Here is a 23,294-nt window from a genome sequence, read left to right on the forward strand (position 1 = left end):
TTGTGATATAATTTTAAATATAGTATTTAATAATTATATCATCAAGACAAGGAGTAATAAATGAATTTTTATCTTATATTTTCAAAAGTATCTGTTATCTTTCTTCTAATCCTGGTAGGGTTTTTTCTTTCGAAAAGGAGAATACTCTCATCCGAAGGTCAAAGAGAACTGACGTCGCTGCTTCTTTATGTGCTTCTTCCATGTACGCTTATAAAGTCCTTTGATATCGAATATTCATATGACATCCTCACAAGAGGTCTTAAAATGTCTTTTTTTATGTTTGGAATGTACATTATTTCATATTTTCTGGCTAAATTTATTTCTGGAAAATATGCGGAACCTGAAAACAGAAAAGACATCCATGTACTTTCTATGATACTTCCAAATGTAGGTTTTATGGGTTATCCAATTATCAATGCCTTAATAGGACCAGATGCAATAATATATGCTGTGATGTGTAATATGGGCTTTGAATTTTTTGCATGGACAGTAGGCATTAATACAGTGTCAAAGAATAGTCCGGTTAAAGTCACTGAAAATCCAGTTTTTTCACTACTCAAAACTCCAGCTATTCTTGCAATTTTAACTGGTATGGTGCTTTTTACTACGCCTCTTTATATTCCTGAGCCACTTATATCCACTGTAAACCTGCTTGCAGGCGCAATGTCTCCCGTAGCTATGATAATTGTAGGAATATCTCTTGCAAATAGTAATCTTTCCAATATAATAAAAAACAAGTATATATATATATCTTCTTTAGTAAGACTCTTTGCTATACCACTTATAACAATGCTTATACTAAAATTAATATCTGCTGAGAATTTGTCTTATACTATCCCACTTATTCTCATATCCATGCCCACAGCTGGCTACGCAACGATGTTTGCTACAAAGTACGAGAACGACAGTCTCCTTGCCTCAGAAATAATATCTATGAGTACACTGATTTCATTAATTTCTATTCCGCTTATACTAAGCCTTATGTAATTAATGATCTTCTTCTTGTTCATCGTTTATTAATATATTCAATGTTTTTCTTGTAAACATTACATTAACGAAAAGTGACACGATTATACCTACAATCGTGTCCAGCATTCTTGTAGCTGCCGCAAATATAACCTCATTGCTACCAACGTGAAGTATTACAATACTAGCATATACAACCCCCGTTACAGATGCTGCTCCTTGTTTTTTCATAAGCTTCATCACAAAAAGCATAGGTACAATCATAGCAGATATAAATGCAAACCTTACAATATCAATGTCCATGAATGGTATTATATTGACGCTGTAAAGAGCCAACACCCCAAACATACCTCCTGCAAAAGTTCCTATGATACGATTTTTAGAAACAGTCCAACTATTATCTATATCTTTTTGCATACATATTATAGCCGAAATAACTGAATATATAGGCTGATTTATTCCTCTTAGTGCATCTACACAGAAACACAAAAATGTGGCTATGGCAGTTTTTATTATCCTCATCCCTGGTTTTGGAACAAATTTATAAACATCAACTTTAGGTGGCATTTATTAGTCCTCTTTTTTTAATATTCTTTCTAATTTATCGATAAAAATTTCCATAGTCTTTATTCTCGCAAAGTTTTTACTTTTTGCTTCGATTATATTCCATGGTGCAAAATCAGTTGAAGTATAGTTTATCATTTCATCTACAGATGATTCATATTCATCCCATTTGTCACGATTTCGCCAGTCTTCACCTGTAATTTTATATTTTTTAGAAAAAGTGTCTTCTCGTTCATTGAAACGCTTAAGCTGTTCTTCTTTATCAATATGAAGCCAGAATTTAATTATTACAGCTCCCCACTTGTTGAGGGTGGCTTCAAATTCATTGATTTCGTTATAGGCTCTCATCCATTCTTCTTTTTTGCAATATTCTTCAACTCGCTCAACTAAAACTCTTCCATACCAGCTTCTATCATATATGGATATATGTCCTGTCTTTGGAACTTTTTTCCAGAATCTCCACAGGTAATGATGACCAGTTTCACATTCATTTGGAGCGGCAATGGTCGTTACATTATAACCGCGTGGGTCAAGAGCAGACGCAATCCTTTTTATGCTCCCACCTTTCCCAGCTGCATCCCAACCTTCATAAACAATAACCACAGGGATTTTCTTCTGATAAAGAATATTTTGAAGAGTCTCTATCTTGTCTTTATATTTTTTTAATTTCGCTTCATACTCTTGATCAGAAATATCTTTTGTGAGGTCAATTTCTTTTAATTTATTGCTTTTTAAAATATAAAACTCAGGTTGGATACTTATGGTGTTGTTGATTATTACACTTTTTTCTATATCTGATTTTACTTTTATGTGAGTTTTGATTTGTTCTATTATTATTTCCAGAGTTTTTATTCTTAAATACCGTTTATCGGTTGCAGGAATGATATTCCATGGAGCAGTTGTGTTACTCGTCCTGCCTATCATTACATCAAATGCTTCAAAATGCTCACTATATTCTTTATTATGTTTTTTATCTTTGTCAGTGACTCTCCATGCTGTCGTTTTATCATCTAGCAGTTTCTTAAATCTCTGTTTTTGTTCCTTTTGGTCTATATGAAGGAAAAACTTTATTATAAGTGTTCCGTCATCTGAAAGTTGCCTTTCAAAAGTATTGATTTCATCGTATGATTCTATCTTTTCCCGAAACTCACCTGCAGTATCTATGATATTTGTTGAAATGTCAAAATACCAGCTTCTGTCAAATATAGCTATGTTTCCATATTCAGGTGTTTTTTCCCAAAATCTGTAAAGAGGTGGCATTCTTTTTTCATATTCGTTAACTGCCGATATTGAATATACATCAAAGCCTCTAGGGTCTAATGACCTTATTACAGAAGATATAGTACTTCCTTTGCCCGACGCTCCCCAGCCTTCAAAAAGAATTATAACTGGAATTTTGAGTTTTTTAATATCCTGTTGAAGTAAAAACAGCTCAGATCTTAGATTATCTATCTTTTCATCATATTCCTCTTTAGATACAGAAAGTTTTAAATCGACTTTTTCAAGCATATCGTCACCTCTCGTATGTAAAAAGGTGACTAACCTCATAGAAATGTGTTAATCACCTTAAAAAAATATCCAATATTTTAATCCATCTTCCTGTTAACCTTGAATTTATCCCAAGGCTCTACCAGAGGTGGTTCTAACACAAATGTCATTTTTGTTTTTTTTGTAGGATGCATAAATTCCAATTTTGTGGACCACAAAGCAATCCCTTTTCTGCTCTTATATGATGATCCATACTTTCCATCACCCCAGATTGGATTTTCTCTGCTTGAAAACTGAACTCTGATCTGGTGAGGTCGCCCTGTAAGAAGATTCACTGAAATAAGTGTTAGCCTGTCTTTAGATTCTATCATCTCATATTTGAGTATAGCTTCTTTAGAATCTTTTACATTTTTACTGACAACTTTTACTGTATTTGTATCCTTGTCTTTCTTAACATAATCAACAAGTTGAGCTTTTTCTGCTTTAATATGACCTTCAACAACTGCCATGTATTCTTTGTAAAATTCCCTGTCCCTTATCTGTTCAGAGAGTCTTGATGCCGCCTTTGAGGTTCTGGCAAATACCATCAGTCCTCCTGCTACTCGGTCTAACCTGTGTACCATACCTATATATACGTCTCCAGGCTTATCGTATTTTACCTTTACATACTCTTTTACTGCTGTCAAAAGGTCTCTGTCTTTTGACTCATCCTCTTGCGTGGGCATATTGAAAGGTTTTTCAACTACTATTATATGATTATCTTCATATACTACATTTAACATCTATTTATTCTCCATTCTTGCATATATTCCGCACGGCAGAATTAAGTCACCATTTCCTATTGGTATTCCTATTTCACCAGAGGAAAATCTTGAATCAAATTTTTTAAATACAATTTTCATCATATTGCTTAGCGAGATATGAGAAAAGCCTGTTGTGTAGGAATTTACAAGCAGAAAAAGTGGATCGTCTGTCAGAACCTTTGAAGTAAGCTCAAGTAGTTTTGGCAACTCATCTTCAAGTTTCCAAATTTCTCCCTTGGGACCTCTCCCATAAGATGGTGGGTCCATTATGACAGCATCGTATTTGTTTCCTCTTCTTATCTCTTTTTCTACGAACTTGAATACATCATCCACAAGAAATCTTATCTTATTTTCTCTAAGTCCACTTATTTCAGCATTTTCCTTTGCCCATGTAACCATTCCTTTGGATGCGTCCACATGGCACACCTCGGCTGCTCCTGCTTTTGAAGCTGCGCAAGTCGCTCCGCCAGTGTAAGCAAACAGATTGAGTACTTTAACAGGTCTTCCGGCATTTTTTATTTTTTCTGTCATCCAGTCCCAGTTTGCGGCCTGCTCAGGAAAAAGTCCTGTATGTTTAAAGCCCGTAGGTTTTATATAAAAAGATAAGTCTTTATATTGTACAATCCACTTTTCGGGATACTTCTTTTTATTCTCCCATTGTCCCCCGCCTTGAGTACTCCTGTGATAAGATGCATGAACATCTTTCCACATTTTCTGATCTTTGTCTGTTTTCCAGATTATTTGGGGATCGGGTCTTCTTAATACCACATCTTTCCAGATTTCCAGCTTTTCGCCTTCACCTGCATCAAGTATTTTATAATCTTTCCAGTTATTTGCTAATATTAACATCAATTGCCTTCCTTATTTAATTATTTCCAGAAACTCTTCTCTGGTAGTTTTTTTTGTAAGCATTGAAAAAATCTTAGATGAAAGTTTTGTCTCTCCAATTAGATTCGCTCCAGTAAAAATATTATTCTTGAAAGTATAAAGTTTATAGTTTTCACCTTCAAGTATCTCTATTTCATCGTCTTTGTCAGTTACATCTCCAGCTGAATATACTCCTATATCCAGTGCTTTTAGTATTGTCGCAGGTGGATTCATAGTAAATTCGATACTTTTCCCAAGGATATCCATAGCTGCTACTTTTCCTGTTTGCATAGCTAATGGCCATATACCCAGACATACCCCGTTTACCTGAGCGCAGTCTCCCACAGCATATATGTCTTTATCCGAAGTCTTCATATCTTCTTTTACTACTATTCCTTTGTCTGTTTCAAGACCTGCTTCTGATGCAAGACCAATCTGCGGTCTTATTCCAACAGAAAACATAATCATATCTGTAGAAATCTCTTCGCCAGAATTAAGAATTATTTTTTCAACCTTATCACTTCCTATTATACACTTTGTACTTTTTTGCGTAAATACATTTATTCCTTCTTTTTCAAGTTCTTTAAGAATTATCTGACTCGCTTTTTCGCTGAGCTGCCTTGCCATGAGCCTGTCTCCAAATTCAAGTATATTCACATTTTTTCCAGATTTTCTAAAAGTCCATGCTGCTTCGATTCCTAAAAGCCCTCCACCTACTATAGTCACAGTTTTTTTGTCTCTTATATAGGTGTTTATATTTTCCATATCATCATAGAATTTCAGGTCAAATACTCCAGGTATGTCTGAACCCTCAACCGGCGGTACGAAATTTATACTGCCAACTGCCAACACAAGTTTATCATATTTTATATTTTCTCCTGAAGCAAATTCTACTGATTTTGAATCTCTGTCTATTTTTACAGCTTCTTTGCCAGTTAACAATTCTATATTCTTATCTTTATAATAGTTTTCTGCTTTAAGATAAAAATGTTTATCTTCTTTCCCATCACAAAGCATATGTGATAGTTGAGGCCTGTAATATGGGAGTCTGGTTTCTTTACCTGCTACCGTTATCTCAACGTCTGAGTCATTCTTTCTTAAAGTGTCTGCACAAGAAATCGCTCCTGCACTGCTGCCCAATATCAAAACTTTCATGTTTTTCCTCCTTAACGTGACCATATTGCTCAAGTCCAAGAAATAATATACAAAATTAATTATGTTATTTTAAATGATAACACAATAAAAGGCTGTCATCAAGTCACTGATTTTTTTATTTAAAAAATAAAAAAAGGATTAGAATAATCGTATACTCTAATCCTTAAATATTAGTCTTTCAAAGAATCCTTCATCTTTTTAAAGAAAGATTTTTCTTTTTTTTCGGAATTTTTTTCAGAATTCTCTTCCTTGTTACTTCCAACTGCTTCTGAATTCTTTGTTTCGCCTGTTTCAGCAGCAAATTCTTCAAGAATAGCTTTTTGCTTTGCTGTAAGGTTTTTTGGAGTTTCAACAGTAACTCTCACCATCTGATCTCCACGTTTATCAGGATTGCTTATATATGGAATACCTTTGTTCTTAACCCTGAATATTGTGCCTGTCTGAGTACCTTCTGAAACTTTGTACTTTACCTTGCCATCAAGAGTAGGAACTTCAATCTCAGCACCAAGTGCCGCCTGAGTAAATGAAATAGGAATTTCAAGCCATACATTATTTCCTTCTCTTTCAAATAATTTATGTGAAAGTACGTAAATTGTAAGGTATACATCGCCGCGTGGACCGCCCTTGCTTCCAGGTTGGCCTTCTCCAGCAATTCTAAGTGTTGATTCGTCATCTATACCTGCAGGTATTTTAACAGATTTTTTCACCTTTACAGTTTCGGTTTTCTTACCCTTACACTTTGAACATTTTTCTTCAATTACTTCACCGGTTCCATTACAGTTTCCACAGACAGCTGCGCTCATCATAGTACCAAAAGGAGTTCTAACCTGCTTTTGTACTTGGCCGCTTCCATGACAAACAGGACATGTTTTTGCTGATGTTCCTTTTTTTGCTCCAGATCCATGGCATTCATGACATTCTTCTTCTCTTGTTATATTGATTTCTTTTTCTACTCCAAAAGCAGCCTCTTCAAAAGTGATATTCATTCTGTAGCGAATATCTTCTCCCTTTTGAGGTCCATTTCTTCTCTGTCTGCTTCCTGTACTTCCAAATCCGCCTCCAAAGATACCTTCAAATATATCTTCGAAGCCTCCAAAACCGCCGCCTCCAAATCCGCCTGCGCCTCCGCCTGGACCGCCCTGTTCAAAGGCTGCATGACCAAATCTGTCATAAGCCGCTCTTTTTTGAGGATCCGAAATGTGCTCATATGCTTCATTGACTTCTTTAAAATTTTCTTCAGCTTTTTTATCATCTGGGTTTCTGTCAGGATGAAATTCCATAGCCTTTTTTCTAAAGGCTTTCTTTATTTCTTTCTCATCTGCATCTTTTGAAACTCCGAGAACTTCGTAATAATCTTTTTTCGCCACCGTATCACCTCTTCAAGGCAAAAGCCTGCGGAAAAATCCGCAAGCCTGCCGTAATATTTTTTATTACTCTTCTATAATCTCTGCATCAACAACATTGTCATCTTTAGCTTCTTCAGTTCCTGATTCCGGATTTTCTCCTTGAGCTGCCTGAGCTTCTTCATACATCTTTTGTGATATTGAATGGAATTTAGTCATTACTTCGTCTATTGCTTTTCTTATATCTTCGCCAGATGCATTTTCATCAGCTACAAGAGTCTTAAGATCGCTTATAGCCCCGTTTACAGCATCTTTTTCTTCTTGAGAAGCCTTTTCTCCCACTTCTTCAAGTGTCTTTTCAGTCTGATAAATTGTAGATTCTGCTTGATTAAGCGCTTCCATTTTATCTTTTTTCAGTTTGTCTTCTTCAGCGTGAAGTTCAGCTTCTTTAACTTTTTTATCTATTTCGTCTTCAGACAGATTCGTAGATGATGTTATAGTTATTGATTGCTCTTTACCTGTTCCAAGGTCTTTTGCAGTAACGTGAGCTATACCATTTGCATCTATATCGAATATTACCTCAATTTGAGGAATCCCTCTTGGAGCTGGTGGAATATTAGTCAATTGGAATCTTCCAAGAGTTATATTATCAGATGCCATTGATCTCTCACCTTGTAGTACGTGAATATCAACTGCCGTCTGATTGTCAGCTGCCGTAGAGAATACCTGAGATTTCTTAGTTGGTATTGTAGTATTTCTGTTTATAATTGGAGTAGACACTCCGCCTAATGTTTCAATTCCAAGTGAAAGAGGGGTAACATCAAGTAATAACAGGTCTTTTACTTCCCCTGTAAGAACTCCTGCCTGGATTGCAGCTCCAAGCGCAACACACTCGTCTGGATTGATTCCCTTGTGAGGGTCTTTGCCTGTAAGATTTTTTACAGCCTCTTGTACTGCTGGTATTCTTGTTGATCCACCAACTAGTATAACTTTATCTATATCACTTGTTGATAATTTTGCATCTGCAAGTGCTTTTTTTGTAGGTTCCATAGTCGCATCTACAAGTCTTCTTGTAAGCTCATCAAATTTTGCTCTTGTAAGGTCCATGTTAAGGTGCTTTGGACCTTCTGCCGTAGCTGTGATAAACGGAAGATTCACATTTGTTGACATTGTTGAAGAAAGCTCTTTTTTAGCTTTTTCAGCTGCATCTTTAAGTCTTTGAAGACTCATTTTATCAGCTTTAAGATCTACGCCTTCTTGCTTTTTAAATTCGCCTGCCATATAATCTACAAGTATATCATCAAAATCATCTCCACCTAATCTGTTGTTTCCGCTTGTAGAAAGCACTTCAAATGCTCCATCTCCAAGCTCTAGTATAGATACGTCAAAAGTACCTCCACCAAGGTCGAATACAAGTATTTTTTCTTCCCTTCCATCTTTATCAAATCCATAAGCTATAGAAGCTGCTGTTGGCTCATTGATGATTCTCTTCACATCAAGACCAGCTATTCTTCCTGAATCTTTTGTTGCCTGTCTTTGAGCATCTGTAAAATATGCAGGTACAGTTATAACTGCATCAGTTACTTTTTCTCCAAGGTAGCTTTCAGCATCTGCCTTAAGTTTTTGCAAGATTATTGCTGAAATATCTTGTGGAGTATATTTTTTTCCATCTATCATCACATTGTGATCAGTTCCCATCTCTCTTTTGATAGAACTTATTGTTCTTTCAGGGTTTGTCACTGACTGTCTCTTAGCCGGCTCTCCTACTATTCTTTCTCCATCTTTAGAAAATGCAACTATTGAAGGAGTTGTTCTAAATCCTTCTCTATTTGATATTACAACTGGTTCTCCACCTTCTAAAACAGCAACACATGAGTTGGTTGTTCCTAAGTCAATTCCTATTACTTTTCCCATTTTTTAATCCTCCTGAATTTTTATTCATAAAAACGTTATTGTTTATTCAAACTTCTATATTGCTATAGCAGTATTTTGGCTATCTAATTAGATACCTTTACCATTGCCGGTCTTATTACTTTACCCTTTAACTTGTAGCCTTTTTGAAATACTTCAAGTATCTCATCCGGATTTTCACCAGCCTCTTGCATTACTGCGTGATGCATATTATGATCAAATTTACAGTCTGTCTTTATTTCTTCAACACTGCTTTTTGAAAGTGCACCTTCCATCTGTTTCTTTATCATCTCGACCCCTTTGAATACAGATGATTCTTCATCATCAAAGGCATTTAGCGCCCTTTCAAAGTTGTCCATTATACCCAAAAATTCCATGATTATTTTTTCGTTTGCAAAAGCAGAAATATCTTCTTTTTCTTTTTCAGTTCTTCTTTTGTAATTCATGAAATCTGCCTGAGTTCTCTGCACAGTAGCTTTAAGCTCTTCAATCTGTTTTTTTGCCTCTTCAAGCTCAGCAGAAGATTTGTCTTTTTTTGTTTTCGATTTAGCAAAATTTAAGATTTTTTCTCCAGTATTTGCTTCTTTTTCTCTTGATTCCTGGTTGTCTTCAACATTTTCATCTGTACTGATATTTTCAGCCGTATTTTCAATAGCCTGTATCAGATCTTCATCCAAGGTGTTTTTTTCTTTCTTGTCCATTTTTCTTTCCTTTCTACGAGTCATTTATTATTGAATTTATTTTTGACTGAATATAACTTATGACTGAGTATGCTTTGTCATAATCCATCCTTTTTGGAGCTATCAGTCCTATCTTCCCTACTACAGACCCTCTATAATGAAAGTTGGCCGTTATAATGGCACAATCTTTAACCACTGAGCCCATATCCTCATTACCTATTATTATATTTATATCATTCTTCTGAATACCCTGTTTATCAAGGATGTTTTTAACTTCATCTTTGCTACTCAAAAAATCCATAAAGGATTTGGCTCTTTCGATATCATGAAATTCTGGATAATCCAGCATATTAGTAGCCCCATCAAGAGCAAATTCTAACGTGTTTTCATTTATGAATGCACTGTTTAGATTCATTGTAATATCATCAAATAAAGATGCATAGGCATCGAGTTTTATTCTTATGAAATCAAGAAGGTCTATGTCAATGCCGGCTATGTTTTTACCAACAAGACTGTCATTAATCATTGAACCCATAAGTTTTATAGTGTCATCGTTGACATCTGTACTCATATTGGCGATGCAATTATTTACTTGTCCATTATCAAGCACGGTAACAATAACAACTTGCTTCTCATTTATCTTTACCAGAGAAACATGTTTTATATATATTGCCTGAACATTTTTTTTAGAAACTGCGAATGCCGTATAGTTAGTTATTTTTGTAAGCATATTGAGAGAATGATCTATCAGTGCATTGATTTGCGTTATATTGTCAAAAATATTCATCTCTTCAAGTATTTTCATATTGTCATCTGTGTTTTTAAAAGGCAAATCTTCAAATAATAGATTTTGAACATAAAGTTCATAAGCTTCAGCTGATGGTATTCTGCCAGAAGAAGTGTGGGGTTGAAGCAATAAACCAAGCTTCTCCAGATCTGACATTTCATTTCTGATTGTCGCAGCACTCACTCCCAAATCCTTGTTTTTGGATATAGTTCTTGATCCAACAGGTTCGGCTGTATCTATATATTCTTTTATAATAAATTGCAGTATTCTTTTTTTCCTGTCACTTAAATTGATCAATGAAGTCATCATTTCACCTCACTCTATCTTTGTTAGCACTCTATAACATCGAGTGCTAATCTATACATATAATATACCTTTTTGCTTATTGTGTCAACATTATTTTCAATTTTTACAATAAAAAAACTCCTTATCATATGAAAATATGTAAGAAGTCTGGGTATCAATCAATTGGAGCGGGTGAAGGGGATCGAACCCTCGCAACCAGCTTGGAAGGCTGGGGCTCTACCACTGAGCTACACCCGCGTGGTAAGAAGGAAATCTTTAAAAGTACTATATATTGAAATTTTGGTGGTGGAGGGTGGATTCGAACCACCGAAAGCGATGCTAACAGATTTACAGTCTGCCCCCTTTGGCCACTCGGGAACTCCACCATATATTTGATTGTATTTTGGTGGGACCAATAGGGCTCGAACCTATGACCCCCTGCTTGTAAGGCAGGTGCTCTCCCAGCTGAGCTATGATCCCATGCAAACAATCAAGTAATTATTAAAGTAAGTATTATCCTTACTACGCTTATTATATTACCAAATCAACGGACTATTGTCAATGGAAATTTAAAATTTTTTTATATTTTTAAAAAATAGCAACCGAATTTTTCTGATCAAAGGGCTGTATGCTTACCTTAACAATCTCTTCTCTTGAAGTAGGTACATTCTTTCCAACAAAATCCGCCCTTACAGGAAGTTCTCTGTGACCTCTGTCAATAAGCACTGCGAGCTGTATGGATTTTGGCCTCCCAATTTCCATAAGCGCGTTAAGTGCCGACCTCACAGTCCTGCCGGTGTATAATACATCGTCCACAAGTACTACCACCTTGTCATCTATTGAAAATGATAGATTATTCCCTTCGCTTACAGTATTTATTTTTTTTTGTTCAAGGTCATCTCTATAATTTGTTACATCCAATTCTCCCGTACTAAGCTGAGCTTTCTCTATCTCATTTATTTTTTTAGAAATGCTTTGCGCAAGATATATTCCCCTTGTTTTTATTCCAACTATAACAATGTTTTCTGTGCCTTTGTTTTTTTCAATAATTTCATGACTGATCCTTGTAACTGCTCTGAAAATATCTTTTTCGTCCATAATTAATGCTTTCATTGAAAAATCTCCTTATACACTATATTTCTGTCAGCTTGTCTATGATATCAGAAAAATATTCTGGAAGCTGAGAATTGAATTCTACATATTCTCCTGTTGATGGATGAATAAAACCGAGTTTTCCGGCATGAAGAACAGGTCCTTGAGTTTTAAACTTGAAATTACCGCCAAAATATAAATCATCACCAAGTAGTGGATATTTTTTGTAGAGCGAATGCACTCTTATCTGATGAGTTCTTCCAGTTTCAAGATTAGCCTTCAAAAGACAGTAACCCTGGAACCTCTTTATTACTTCAAAATGAGTTACAGCCCGCCTTCCCCCCTCAACAACAGCCATTTTTAGCCTGTCTTTAGGATTTCTATCTATTGGTGCATCTACTGTATACTTATCTTCTTTGGGATTCCCTAATACTATCATAGTGTATTCCCTTATTATGCTATGGTCTTTAAACTGCTCTGAGAGCGAATTATGCGCCTTGTCATTTTTTGCAACAACAAGTACCCCTGTGGTGTTCTTGTCAATACGATGAACAATTCCAGGCCTCTTTATTCCATTTATTGTAGACAACTTATCCTTGAAGTGAAACAAAAGCGCATTCACAAGAGTACCCGTATAATTTCCAGGGGCCGGATGTACAACCATATCTTTGCTCTTATTGATTATTATAATGTCATCGTCTTCATACATTATATCAAGCGGTATGTCTTCAGCTAGTATATCAAGTTCAACTGGATCACAAATATTCATAACAATTATATCATCTTCTTGAACAATATAGCTGGACTTCTTTATTTTATCGTTCACTTTTATATTTCCGTCTTTGATATTCTTTTGAATAAATGACCTGCTGCTTATGTTTATCTGCGAAGAGAGATATTGATCAAGTCTCGTCCCAGAGTCTTCTTCTGTTACATAAAATCTGCTTTTTTCCATCTTAACTCCTTAATCACTTTTTAGCATTTGTAGCATTCATCTTTTGCATCTCAATATGTTCCTGATTTACATCCACAAGGACTCTCTCAAAATCCCATTCAAGATTGTTCGAAGTTACCGTTGCAAAAACCGGTCTTTTTATACCAGTTTCTTTCATCATGTCTATAAACTCAAATATACTTTCTCTGTCAAATCCTCCAAACATGCAAAGTTCCAGCTCATTTAAAGGTTGTTCTGAAAATTTGGGATCCGCTTCCTTTTCAAGTATATCAATTACCCTCTCAGAAAGCTCACTATTTTTTACAAAGTGAACCTCGTCGCAAAAATTAGAAGCAATACCAGAAATTACACCTAATCTCTGCTCATCAATTCCATACACTAATATTTTTTTCATATGCCCTCTTTCCCACATAAGAAAAATGTCTCAACAAAGACATTCTTCTTATATCTTATTATCTGCTACTTCTCTTTACCATCGCATTTTGTAACAGAAACCCCGCTACGGTTTCTAAGTTCACATTTATCTTTAGATGGACATGCATAACATCCATCACTTACTTCTTTTTTTAAGGATTTGATGAGAATATAAATGCCAAACACTACAATTATGAAACCAATAATATATGATAACATATTATCTCCTTTAGCCCAATAACAGGCTTGCAATCTGGTAAAAAGCCATGGCTACAAACCAGGCTATCCCCAGTTGATATAAAACCGAAAAAGCCGTCCATTTAAGTGAATTTGTTTCCCTTCTTATAACACCTATTACTGATACGCACGGTGTATAAAGAAGAACAAATATCATAAAAGCATAAGCTGAAATAGGGGTAAATGTTGAAGAAAGCGTCGCCGCAAATTCGCCAGCAGTCTCACCCACTCCATAAATTATTGCCATATTTGCAATTACCACTTCTTTTGCAAGTACTCCTGTAAGAAGCGAAAGTGATGCCTGGTAGTTTCCAAAACCAAGTGGTGCAAATAAAGGGGCAATAAGCTTTCCAATTGATGCTCCAATACTGTTATTTATTTCTGAAGGTCCAGCAAAGTTGTAGTTAAGGATAAACCAAAGGACTATCGAAGCTCCAAATATAAGCGTTCCCGCCCTTATAATAAAACCCTTTACCCTGTCCCATATATGAAGAAACAGGTTTTTTAATGACGGAAATCTATATTGAGGAAGTTCCATAATAAAAGGAGTTTCTTCAGCTTTAAATAGAGTCTTCTTAAAAACAAGACCAACTGCAATTGCAACTAATATACCCAGTGCATACAAGGAAAAAACAATATATTTCTCATTGCCCGGAAAAAAAGCTGCTGCAAAAAGAGTATACACTGGCAATCTCGCCGAACATGAAACAAAGGGATTTATCAGTATAGAAGTAAGTCTGTCCTTTTCACTTTCGAGCGTCCTTGTACTCATTATCGCCGGAACATTGCATCCTATTCCAAGTACCAAAGGTATAAAAGCCTTTCCACTAAGACCTATGTTTCTCATTGCTCTGTCCATTATAAAAGCAACTCTGGCCATGTATCCAGTATCTTCCATGAGAGATATCATAAGGAAAAGACAAGCGACATTGGGTATAAAAACAAGAACTCCACCAACGCCTGAAAGTATCCCATCAACAATAAGAGATATGAGCCACCCCTGCGCTCCAATGGAGAGTAAAAGCATTTTTACTGCAGGCGCAATAGTTTCTGTTATAAGTCCATCTATCAACTCATTAAGCGGATTCCCAACAAGATCAAAGGTAACAAAAAAAGTAAAAAACATAAATAGTGCAAATATTGGAATAGCCAGATACTTGTTAGTTAAAACTTGATCTATCTTGTCACTTACCGTATATTTTTCTTCTTCAGGTTTTTTTAATATAGCTCCTGATATGTTTTCTATAAATTCATAGGTTAAATCAGTCTTTTGTTCTTCTCTCAAATCTTCAGAGTCAGCAATTTTTTCAATTTCTGAAATTTTATCAAAAAAATCCTTAATCAAAGGAGTTTCTTCATTACTAATATTTTGGGTCCTTATAGCTTCAACAAGCTCCTCTATTCCTTCATTTTTTGAAGCTACAATAGGAATCACTTTTAAGCCCAAAGTTTTTTCCATTTCCTTTATGTTGATCTCGTGACCCATTCGTTTAGCAACGTCCACCATATTTAAAGCAATTACCATGGGCTTTTTTAGTCTCAACAGTTGAAGAGAAAGAAACAAGTTTCTTTCTAAATTTGATGCATCTACAATATTTACTACTACATCAGGATTTTCTTCAATTATATAATTTTTAGATACTATCTCTTCCATAGAGTAGGGTGAAAGAGAATATATACCCGGTAAATCAACAATTTTTATTTTATCTCCATTGGAAACAAAATAACCTTCTTTTTTTTCTACCGTAACCCCTGGCCAATTGCCAACATACTGTCTGGACCCTGTAAGAGAGTTGAATAAAGTGGTTTTTCCGCAGTTTGGATTACCTGCCAAAGCTATTGTAAAGTTTCTTTGCGACATATATTTTCTCCAATTAATTTATTTTATTGTCTAAAAAAGGCAGGGTGCTGTATCCTGCCATTGAGATTTATTTTATACGGATATTTGAAGCATCCGACCTTCTTATAGCTATATGAGAATTCTTTACCTTTATATCAATAGGATCACCCATAGGAGCTACTCTTTCTATTTTTACCGTACTTCCCTTGGTGAGACCCATATCTACAATCCTTCTTTTTAAAATTCCTGTTATATCTATAGATTCTACCACCGCTGTTTCGCCAATGTTTAAATCACTGAGATTTCTCATAATATCCTCCATGATGATTCTTGTTTAAATTATAAAATTAAATTAGGACACTATAACTCCGTGTGCTGTTGATAAATTAATTACAAGTTTGGAGTTTAAAACTTTTATCAACATAGAACCATTTTTAGATCCTTGTATTATTTTAATTCTGGTGCCTTTAATCAACCCAAGTTCATTAAGTCTTTTTCTAACTGCGAGATTTCCTCTGAAATCCACAACCGTTACTTCATTATTTGTTCTGGCCATACTTAAGGGCATATACAACACCTCTCTCTAATGATCCTTTATAAAAGATTATTCTAATTGATAATCTATATCAATTATATTATAGATGACCCATAAAGTCAAGAATCAATGTAAAAATAGCATGAATTATATTTTTACACTTGTATATAATTAAAATATGGCCTAAAATGTATTTATAATTTAAAAACGAGAGGTGCAAAATGAGTAAAAAACACGGTGCAAATTTGTTTGAGCTGTCAAAACAATATAATTTTGATATAAATAATATACTAGACTTCAGTTCTAATATAAATCCCTTCGGTGCAAGCTCCAAAGCACTGAAATATATTTCGGAAAATATCGATATAGTTTCCATATATCCCGACCCAGATTACATCAAACTTAAAAAATCAATTTCTTATTACTGTGAATGCGTAGATGAAAATATCATATTAAGTAATGGTGCCACATCACTTATATCAAATTATATACAATTCGTTTCCCCCGAAAATTCATTGCTTATACAGCCCGCCTACTCTGAGTACGAGAGTGAACTTTTAAACCACGGTTCTAAAATACACAGATTCTTCCTTAATAAGGAAGAAGACTTTATTATTGATACTGACAAATTAATTGACTATGTTAACAAAGAAAATATAGAGCTCGTTATAATATGTAATCCAAATAACCCTACGGGGACAATAGTTTCAAGAACTGATATGATAAAAATGATAACAAATACTAAAGCGCAATTTCTTATTGATGAAACTTATATAGAGTTTTCAGAAAAAGATGTTTTTTCATCTGCCCCTTTAACTACAGATTATGATAATCTTTTTGTAATACGAGGTACAAGTAAGTTTTTTGGAACACCCGGGATAAGACTGGGATATGCTCTCACTTCAAACAAGGATGCGAGAACATTCATAAACTCCAAATTTAACCTCTGGGATATAAACATAATAGCCTCGACTATGGGAGAAATAATGTTTACGGATTCTGAATATATAAATGAAACTTTTAATAAACTATCAAATGAGATGAGCTTTCTTAAATCAGAACTTTCAAAATTCAATGATCTGAAAACTTATCCGACCAAGGGCAATTTTATATTATGCGAAATCCTTAATCCTGATATTAACACAGAATTTATATATAATGAACTCATAAAAAAAGGAATCGCAATAAGAAACTGCAGCAGTTTTAATGGACTTGGTGAAAGTTTCTTCAGAATATGTGCATTAAAACATAATGACAACGAACTATTAATATCAGAACTTGCAAAAATCCTTAATAAAAATGAATAATGCATATGCATTATTCATTTTTATTAATTAGTTTATCTTGTTATGTGGCCCGCTGTCGCGAGGAGGAGTTTTATTCTCAAATTTTACAATCTTACTTTTTTTATTGTTACCCGCCAATGTTTCTTCAGCCTTGATTTTTTTTATTTCATTGCCAATAATGGTACCTATAAAGACAAACATGGCAGCACCAACTATAATATCTTCTATCAAGCCAAAACCAGGCGATGTATTAGGAATAATGCCCATTGGCAAAATGACATATATTAAAGTCAGCAACAAAAGCGACAATATAAACAGCTTCTTGAAAAAAGAAACATTTTTTGATTTTAAAACTACAGATAAATCCTTTATATACCTGAAATCACCAAAAATATTCAAATAATCCAGGATTTTAAAATTATCAAATTTCATATTATTTTTTTTTTTCATACTAAACACCTGCTTTTTATAATATTTAAAAAGTCATTTAAGGAGCCCTTATGAACTACGAACAAATTAAAGAATACTTCGAAAACTATCAGAGATATATTTTATCTTCTAACGATTACACAATATCTTCAATCCTTATCCCACTTGTCGATATAGATGATGAACTTCATATAGTATTTCAGATAAGATCATCATCTCTAAAAACTCAGCCAAATGAGGTCTCCTTTCCCGGAGGAAAGATGGAACCTGGTGAATCTCCTTTAGAGACTGTAATCAGGGAAACTTATGAAGAATTTGGCTTGGAAAAAGATAAAATAGACATTACCACAGAACTCGATTTATTTGTAAGTCCATTTGGAATAATAATTCATAGCTTCTTGGGTAAAATATCCAGTATCGATGATATAAAGATAAATACCGATGAAGTAGAATCTATATTCACTGTACCATTGTCCTTCTTAAGTAATTATACCCCAGAAGAGCATGTCAACTCACTAATTCCAAATTTTGATGATAACTTTCCTTTTGACCTCATCCCAAACGGGAAAAAATATAAATTCAGGAATGCAAACTACAAGACATACTTCTATAGATATAAAAACAAGATAATATGGGGCATGACAGCAATGATTCTCGAAAACTTTATAGGTAAACTAAGACGATTGTAATTATCTCAAATTTAGAGTATAATAATATGTCGACATTTGATAAAAATTGAAAGGAATTAATATAAATGAAATTAGGAATAGTAGGATTACCAAACGTAGGAAAAAGTACACTTTTTAACGCAATTACACAAGCTGGAGCAGAATCAGCAAATTATCCGTTTTGTACAATCGAACCAAATGTAGGAGTAGTATCAGTACCAGACGAAAGACTTGCGCAACTTGCAAAGATTTACGATTCAAAAAAAATAGTCCCAACCTATATAGAATTTTATGATATAGCCGGACTCGTTAGAGGTGCCAGCAAAGGAGAAGGACTAGGCAATAAATTTTTGTCCCACATAAGAGAAGTAGAATCCATAGTTCACGTTGTTAGATGCTTCGAAGACGAAAATATTACCCACGTAGATGGTGATGTTGATCCTCTTAGAGACATAGAGACCATAAACCTGGAACTCATATTCTCAGATATAGACCTGGTAGGAAGAAGACTTCAAAAATCGTCAAAGCTTGTTAAGTCTGACAAGTCACTTGCATTCGAAGTAGAAGTTCTTCAAAAAGTACTTGAGGTACTTGAAGATGGTAGATCGGTAAGAACCGCAGACTTTACAAAAGATGAAGCAGAATTTGTAAAAGGCCTTAATCTGCTTAGCTACAAGCCCATAATATATGTAGCAAACGTAGCTGAAGGTGACGTTGCTGATAACGGAGACGGAAATAAATTTGTGCAAATAGTAAGAGATTTCGCAAAGACCGAAAGTTCAAGCGTTATAGTTGTATGCGCTCAGATAGAAGCAGAAATATCATTGCTTGAAGATGATGAAAAACTAATGTTCCTTGAAGAACTTGGACTTAGCGAATCAGGACTTGATAAACTTGTAAAAGAAAGTTATTCACTGCTTGGCCTTCTGTCATTCCTTACAGCAGGACCTCAGGAAACAAGAGCCTGGACAATAGTAAAAGGAACAAAAGCCCCTCAGGCAGCCGGAAAAATTCACTCCGATATAGAAAGAGGATTCATAAGAGCAGAAACTATATCATTTGACGAAATAATGGTGCACGGCGGAAACCTTGCAAGCGCAAGAGAAAAAGGCCTTGTGAGACTCGAAGGCAAGGATTATGTAATGAAAGACGGCGATGTCGTGCTGTTCAGATTTAATGTTTAGGATTTAGTGTAAATATTAAAATACAAAATTATAGCACACAGGAAGTCGGATAACAATTCACCTTCTGTGTGCTTTTTTTGCCTTTAGATATCTATTGAGTTCAGTAAAGCTTTTAGTACCTTGGCTTCTTCGATTGACAAGGTTACTCCCTTGCCCATTTTTTCATGATCCGGAGCCCATTCTCTGATGTCATATTTAGGCTCTCTGTCGTTCCAGCTAATCAAATTAAACTCTTTAGTCCATCCTTTTGAGCTTTCTGATAATATTCCTATTTCTTCAGTTATTTCATATTTTATATCCGCCATATACTCTCCTATAAAAATAAATTTTAACATTTAACAGTTTCTTCAATCACTTTAACCTCCGAATCATTTATATCATAAATCTTATAGACTAATTCATCTATTCTTTTATCGATTTCAGAGATTTCATCATCTGAAGATACTTCTAAAGCCTTGATATACTCGTCAACCAATTTTACCATCTCAATATGATCAATCTCGTCAGCATACTTTATTGGCAAACGCCTTACATCATTAACTAATATTTTTGGAAACAATCCCTTATTTGCTTTTGGTGAGCTTGACATATGATAATAAGTCATCAATTTTGAATTCAAGATCCCTAATATATATTTAATGTTACACTTTATATTAATACAATTAATAATTGATGGTGTATTATAAAATTCTTCTGATGTGAACGCCGCTAATATTCTAGGATTTGTTATTTCTCTTATAAGTATTCTTTCTGAGTTGAAATATTCTTTTTTCCTAGGCGCTGCTAACCAATCGCCATAACTTATCCATATTTTTCCATTCCATTTAATAGAAAATCTATTCACGTCCTTTCCAGCTAACTCTGGCCTGTATGTTTCATCTTTTTTAAAATCAGAATGCCATACTCTATTCTTTATTGTTTCTATTGAGTGACCCCTGTACTTATCATAAGGAATCAACCCTTGAGAAATATCAGAAATATCGCTAAATGGTATAGAATTATTAGTTATTTTTTTACATATGATTATTTGATCATTACTCTTATCAATAATATTGAGCCAGTTATCAATAAAATTTGATAAATCATTTTTTGTTGTACATTTGCTTTTTAAAAATTTGATTTGATTTAATTTGATAGTCATTTTGTTGAATTTTGCAAAAAATTCCTTATCATTATTCTTTAAAAGTATAATACAAGTTCTAACTTTTGCAGAATCAAATACATCAATATTAGACAAATCGTCAATTACTAATATTTCCCAATTTTGTATAAGCTGTTCCCTATATTTTTTGGCATTAATATTAGCCATAAACATATTCGGTATTATATAATTCACTAATCCATCAAACTTTAACAACTCTTTGGATTTATCTATAAAGAAATTTGAAGACTCATAATCAGGTACAAATCTATATAATTTTGATAATATATTTTTTTCATTCTTTGAAAATTTTGCACCATAAGGAGGATTACCAATTACTACATCAAACCCGCCTTTTTCCTTAAACACTCTTGCAAACTCAAGCTGCCATAGAAAGAATGGCGGAGACGGCTGATTTTTTACTTCGTTATATTTTTCAACTATTGCAGGATTTATTCCCTCTCCCAGGTTCAGTAATACAATATTATCAATTATTGATCTGATAGACCGTTTTATCTGTTCTTTTTCAGAATGATTTTTTTCATAAAACAGTCTGTCCTGTGCTTCAAATAGCCTTGAAAGTAACGAATCGTACTGATTCTGACCCACTGAAATCTGATAAACTCTATTTCCAAACAAATCACTTTCGTTTATAAGCTTTGCTCCATCAAGCTCGTCAATGAGGCTGTTTCCACATCTTATATTGCAATCAAGGTTTGGCAGCGGTCGCGGATTTCTGGTTACTGCGTGCATACCATCATCAACTGCATTTTCATCCGTTTCCTGATCTACAACAAGTGAAAGCCAGAGTCTGAGTTTTGTTATATCTACTGCTGAAGGATCTATGTCTACTGCAAATATTGAGTTTTTTATAGTGTGATACTTCAGATTCAAAGGATGTCGGTCTATTTCGTATAGCATTCTGGATTTGAACTTATCATTGATAATCATTACCATATATTCTGTTATGTTTTTTCTAGCCCTTACTATCTCAGACAGCATTCCCAAAGGAAATGCACCTGAGCCCACAGCAGGGTCAGCTACTCTGATATTTGCAAGTGCATCATCCACATCTTTCAATCTGTTTATATTGCTTTTTGTGTCAAGAATCTCCGTTGAAATAAACAGTTCTGAATCTCCGTTTCTGCTGCTTATATTCGTATCCTGATCTTTCATGAACTCACCGTAGACAATAAAATCTTTTATGGCATCATAGGAGATTCCCGTTTCATTTGAAATGTGATTTGCAAGGCTCTCCTGACACATATAGTGAACTATCTCTCTTGGAGTATAAAATGCTCCCTTCGATTTTCTGTCTTTTACATCCAGAAGGTTTTCAAATATCTTTCCTAGCATCTCGGGATCTACTGCAACTTCTTTTTCAAGCGGTTCGTCTTCGTTCATTGTAAAGTTATATCTGTCGAAAATGTCCAGTATTCCGTCCGCATCTTCTTTTCCTTTTAAATCAATGTTTGAGAACATTTCGTTTGGAATATCAAAATCATTGTGGTTCCAGTCATAATTGTCAAGAGGTTCAAAAAGGCCGCCGTTCAAAAATGGTACTTTGCATTTCAGCTTATTGTAATATCCTATATCTCCTCGCTGCTCGTTTAATGCTTCATAAAAAAGCGGCTCCAGATAATCGTCAAAAAAATTAAGATTCTTTTTCTGGCAGTTGTCATACATCTTTCTTAAAAAATCTCTTGGACCAGTACCCCAGGACTGACCTTTCAGTGCTGCCGCAAGTATTTCCTGTTTGCTTACTTCATATTCTTCAATCGTCTTTCCGCTTATTCTTGTATACTGATCTTCACCCGTCTGTCCATATACTGCAGGAATAATCTCTTTTGTGATTTTTCCTTTAAAATACAGTGCGTCATTATACTGCTTTTGTGTCAGTGTTTCAGGAAAAGCATTTACTCCCAGCCAGCCTTTTTTCTGAATAAAATAAAGGAATGCAAGCTGACCCATGAGTTTTTTTGAAAATTGTTCACTCGTGAAGTCCAGACGCTCTGCTTCGTGCATAAAATCTTCATTTGACTCCAGATGCTCTTTGAGTCCGATGTATTTTTTTCTATAGTTCTCAAAAAATTCCTTAGTAACTTTTTCAACGCTGAATGCCTCTTCAATCTGATCCAAAGTAGGATTACCCTGATCATCCATAAATATTGGATACAGTCTCTCTTCAGCAGTATGACACGGCTCCAGTTCTCCCACTAAATATGAATATCTTTTTGCAGGTGTGAGTTTCTCGGTGATTTTTCCTTTTGCAAATTCGTAATCCAGCCTAATAAATGACAGTCTCCACTTGCCTTCTCCTTTTGTGTAAAATGCCGCTATTGCTCCATCAACTCCAGCCGCATCCATGAGCTTTTTTACAAAGTTTCTCTGCATGCTGCGTGCATTTTCTACAGTTTTATGGCTTTTGAGTTCTACTGCAAACACTGCAATCTTCGCTCTGTCTTCACCAGAAAAATTTGCAATATGATGATATCCCTCTATGTGATAACTGAATTCAGACCATTTTCTCGAATCATTCACAAATTTGTCAGGACGAACGATCTCTAAATTATTAAAGAATTCAGTTGTAAATTTTGTAAATTGTGATATCTCAAAGGATTTTTCAAGCGTATCTTTGAAAAATTGTTTTCTTGCGTCCATAAT

At 34.6% G+C, this 23,294-nt stretch carries 23 protein-coding genes and 3 tRNA genes; 4 read left to right on the forward strand and 22 right to left on the reverse strand.

All coding sequences use genetic code 11. The features are described 5' to 3' along the window. Positions 1-60 precede the first annotated feature (60 nt). The gene (locus G558_RS0100725) at positions 61-987 is read left to right on the forward strand and encodes an AEC family transporter (protein ID WP_028828443.1); all 927 of its coding nucleotides are present in this window, start codon (positions 61-63) and stop codon (positions 985-987) included. Here the strand turns inward: G558_RS0100725 and G558_RS11995 are convergent, their stop codons facing one another. The 19 genes from G558_RS11995 to G558_RS0100820 all read right to left on the reverse strand — a co-directional run bounded on the left by G558_RS11995 (position 988) and on the right by G558_RS0100820 (position 15,955). Beyond that, on the reverse strand, positions 988-1,533 hold the full coding sequence (locus G558_RS11995; protein WP_028828444.1) for an FUSC family protein: 546 nt from the start codon (positions 1,531-1,533) through the stop codon (positions 988-990). A 3-nt stretch (positions 1,534-1,536) separates the two neighbouring features. Next, positions 1,537-3,039, reverse strand: coding sequence for a polyphosphate:AMP phosphotransferase (gene pap / locus G558_RS0100735; RefSeq protein WP_028828445.1), 1,503 nt, complete (start codon positions 3,037-3,039; stop codon positions 1,537-1,539). Between the two features lie 77 nt (positions 3,040-3,116). Beyond that, on the reverse strand, positions 3,117-3,800 hold the full coding sequence (locus tag G558_RS0100740) for an RluA family pseudouridine synthase (protein WP_028828446.1): 684 nt from the start codon (positions 3,798-3,800) through the stop codon (positions 3,117-3,119). Beyond that, positions 3,801-4,670, reverse strand: coding sequence for a class I SAM-dependent methyltransferase (locus G558_RS0100745; protein WP_028828447.1), 870 nt, complete (start codon positions 4,668-4,670; stop codon positions 3,801-3,803). It lies immediately after the preceding gene. Positions 4,671-4,682: 12 nt separating this feature from the next. Then, entirely contained in the window at positions 4,683-5,843 is a 1,161-nt protein-coding gene (locus G558_RS0100750; protein WP_028828448.1) for an NAD(P)/FAD-dependent oxidoreductase, read from the reverse strand. Positions 5,844-6,013: 170 nt separating this feature from the next. Further along, positions 6,014-7,210, reverse strand: coding sequence for a molecular chaperone DnaJ (gene dnaJ, locus G558_RS12000; RefSeq protein ID WP_071604434.1), 1,197 nt, complete (start codon positions 7,208-7,210; stop codon positions 6,014-6,016). Between the two features lie 63 nt (positions 7,211-7,273). Beyond that, positions 7,274-9,100: a molecular chaperone DnaK gene (dnaK, locus tag G558_RS0100760; protein ID WP_028828449.1), complete on the reverse strand. Its 1,827-nt coding sequence runs from the start codon at positions 9,098-9,100 to the stop codon at positions 7,274-7,276. An 83-nt stretch (positions 9,101-9,183) separates the two neighbouring features. After that, complete coding sequence (gene grpE, locus G558_RS0100765; RefSeq protein WP_028828450.1) at positions 9,184-9,798, reverse strand: nucleotide exchange factor GrpE; 615 nt, start codon at positions 9,796-9,798, stop codon at positions 9,184-9,186. A 13-nt stretch (positions 9,799-9,811) separates the two neighbouring features. Next, positions 9,812-10,873 (reverse strand): heat-inducible transcriptional repressor HrcA, encoded by a 1,062-nt coding sequence (hrcA, locus tag G558_RS0100770; protein ID WP_084502767.1) that lies wholly within the window; start codon positions 10,871-10,873, stop codon positions 9,812-9,814. Positions 10,874-11,033: 160 nt separating this feature from the next. Continuing rightward, a tRNA-Gly gene (locus G558_RS0100775) sits at positions 11,034-11,107 on the reverse strand. 43 nt (positions 11,108-11,150) lie between these two features. Then, a tRNA-Tyr gene (locus tag G558_RS0100780) sits at positions 11,151-11,235 on the reverse strand. 18 nt (positions 11,236-11,253) lie between these two features. Continuing rightward, positions 11,254-11,329 (reverse strand) — tRNA-Val (locus G558_RS0100785). Between the two features lie 108 nt (positions 11,330-11,437). Next, positions 11,438-11,962 carry a bifunctional pyr operon transcriptional regulator/uracil phosphoribosyltransferase PyrR gene (gene pyrR / locus G558_RS0100790; protein WP_028828452.1) on the reverse strand — a complete coding sequence of 175 codons (525 nt, stop codon included), beginning with the start codon at positions 11,960-11,962 and terminating at the stop codon, positions 11,438-11,440. Positions 11,963-11,981: 19 nt separating this feature from the next. Next, positions 11,982-12,896: an RluA family pseudouridine synthase gene (locus G558_RS0100795; RefSeq protein ID WP_028828453.1), complete on the reverse strand. Its 915-nt coding sequence runs from the start codon at positions 12,894-12,896 to the stop codon at positions 11,982-11,984. Positions 12,897-12,909: 13 nt separating this feature from the next. Then, on the reverse strand, positions 12,910-13,290 hold the full coding sequence (locus G558_RS0100800) for a DUF3783 domain-containing protein (protein ID WP_028828454.1): 381 nt from the start codon (positions 13,288-13,290) through the stop codon (positions 12,910-12,912). A gap of 65 nt (positions 13,291-13,355) precedes the next feature. After that, the gene (locus G558_RS13905; RefSeq protein ID WP_156888479.1) at positions 13,356-13,529 is read right to left on the reverse strand and encodes a hypothetical protein; all 174 of its coding nucleotides are present in this window, start codon (positions 13,527-13,529) and stop codon (positions 13,356-13,358) included. Positions 13,530-13,539: 10 nt separating this feature from the next. Further along, positions 13,540-15,408: a ferrous iron transport protein B gene (feoB, locus tag G558_RS0100810; protein WP_028828455.1), complete on the reverse strand. Its 1,869-nt coding sequence runs from the start codon at positions 15,406-15,408 to the stop codon at positions 13,540-13,542. A gap of 67 nt (positions 15,409-15,475) precedes the next feature. Next, positions 15,476-15,697: a FeoA family protein gene (locus tag G558_RS0100815; protein ID WP_028828456.1), complete on the reverse strand. Its 222-nt coding sequence runs from the start codon at positions 15,695-15,697 to the stop codon at positions 15,476-15,478. A 42-nt stretch (positions 15,698-15,739) separates the two neighbouring features. Beyond that, positions 15,740-15,955, reverse strand: a complete 216-nt coding sequence (locus G558_RS0100820; RefSeq protein WP_028828457.1) for a FeoA family protein — start codon at positions 15,953-15,955, stop codon at positions 15,740-15,742. Positions 15,956-16,143: 188 nt separating this feature from the next. Between G558_RS0100820 and G558_RS0100825 the strand changes: the two genes are divergently transcribed. After that, on the forward strand, positions 16,144-17,229 hold the full coding sequence (locus G558_RS0100825) for a pyridoxal phosphate-dependent aminotransferase (RefSeq protein WP_028828458.1): 1,086 nt from the start codon (positions 16,144-16,146) through the stop codon (positions 17,227-17,229). Between the two features lie 27 nt (positions 17,230-17,256). Here G558_RS0100825 and G558_RS0100830 read toward each other — a convergent pair whose 3' ends face one another. Further along, positions 17,257-17,658, reverse strand: a complete 402-nt coding sequence (locus tag G558_RS0100830; protein WP_028828459.1) for a YkvA family protein — start codon at positions 17,656-17,658, stop codon at positions 17,257-17,259. A 50-nt stretch (positions 17,659-17,708) separates the two neighbouring features. On the opposite strand from G558_RS0100830, the gene G558_RS0100835 reads away from it, so the two are divergent. Both G558_RS0100835 and ychF read left to right on the forward strand, forming a co-directional pair. Continuing rightward, positions 17,709-18,326 carry an NUDIX hydrolase gene (locus tag G558_RS0100835; RefSeq protein ID WP_028828460.1) on the forward strand — a complete coding sequence of 206 codons (618 nt, stop codon included), beginning with the start codon at positions 17,709-17,711 and terminating at the stop codon, positions 18,324-18,326. Between the two features lie 65 nt (positions 18,327-18,391). Then, complete coding sequence (gene ychF / locus G558_RS0100840) at positions 18,392-19,489, forward strand: redox-regulated ATPase YchF (protein ID WP_028828461.1); 1,098 nt, start codon at positions 18,392-18,394, stop codon at positions 19,487-19,489. A gap of 83 nt (positions 19,490-19,572) precedes the next feature. On the opposite strand, the gene G558_RS0100845 is transcribed toward ychF, so the two are convergent. Both G558_RS0100845 and G558_RS0100850 read right to left on the reverse strand, forming a co-directional pair. After that, entirely contained in the window at positions 19,573-19,794 is a 222-nt protein-coding gene (locus tag G558_RS0100845) for a YdbC family protein (protein WP_028828462.1), read from the reverse strand. A gap of 23 nt (positions 19,795-19,817) precedes the next feature. Continuing rightward, complete coding sequence (locus G558_RS0100850) at positions 19,818-23,291, reverse strand: Eco57I restriction-modification methylase domain-containing protein (protein ID WP_028828463.1); 3,474 nt, start codon at positions 23,289-23,291, stop codon at positions 19,818-19,820. Positions 23,292-23,294: the final 3 nt, after the last annotated feature.

This window comes from Proteocatella sphenisci DSM 23131, from assembly GCF_000423525.1.
GTDB classification, from domain to species: Bacteria; Bacillota; Clostridia; order Peptostreptococcales; family Filifactoraceae; genus Proteocatella; species Proteocatella sphenisci.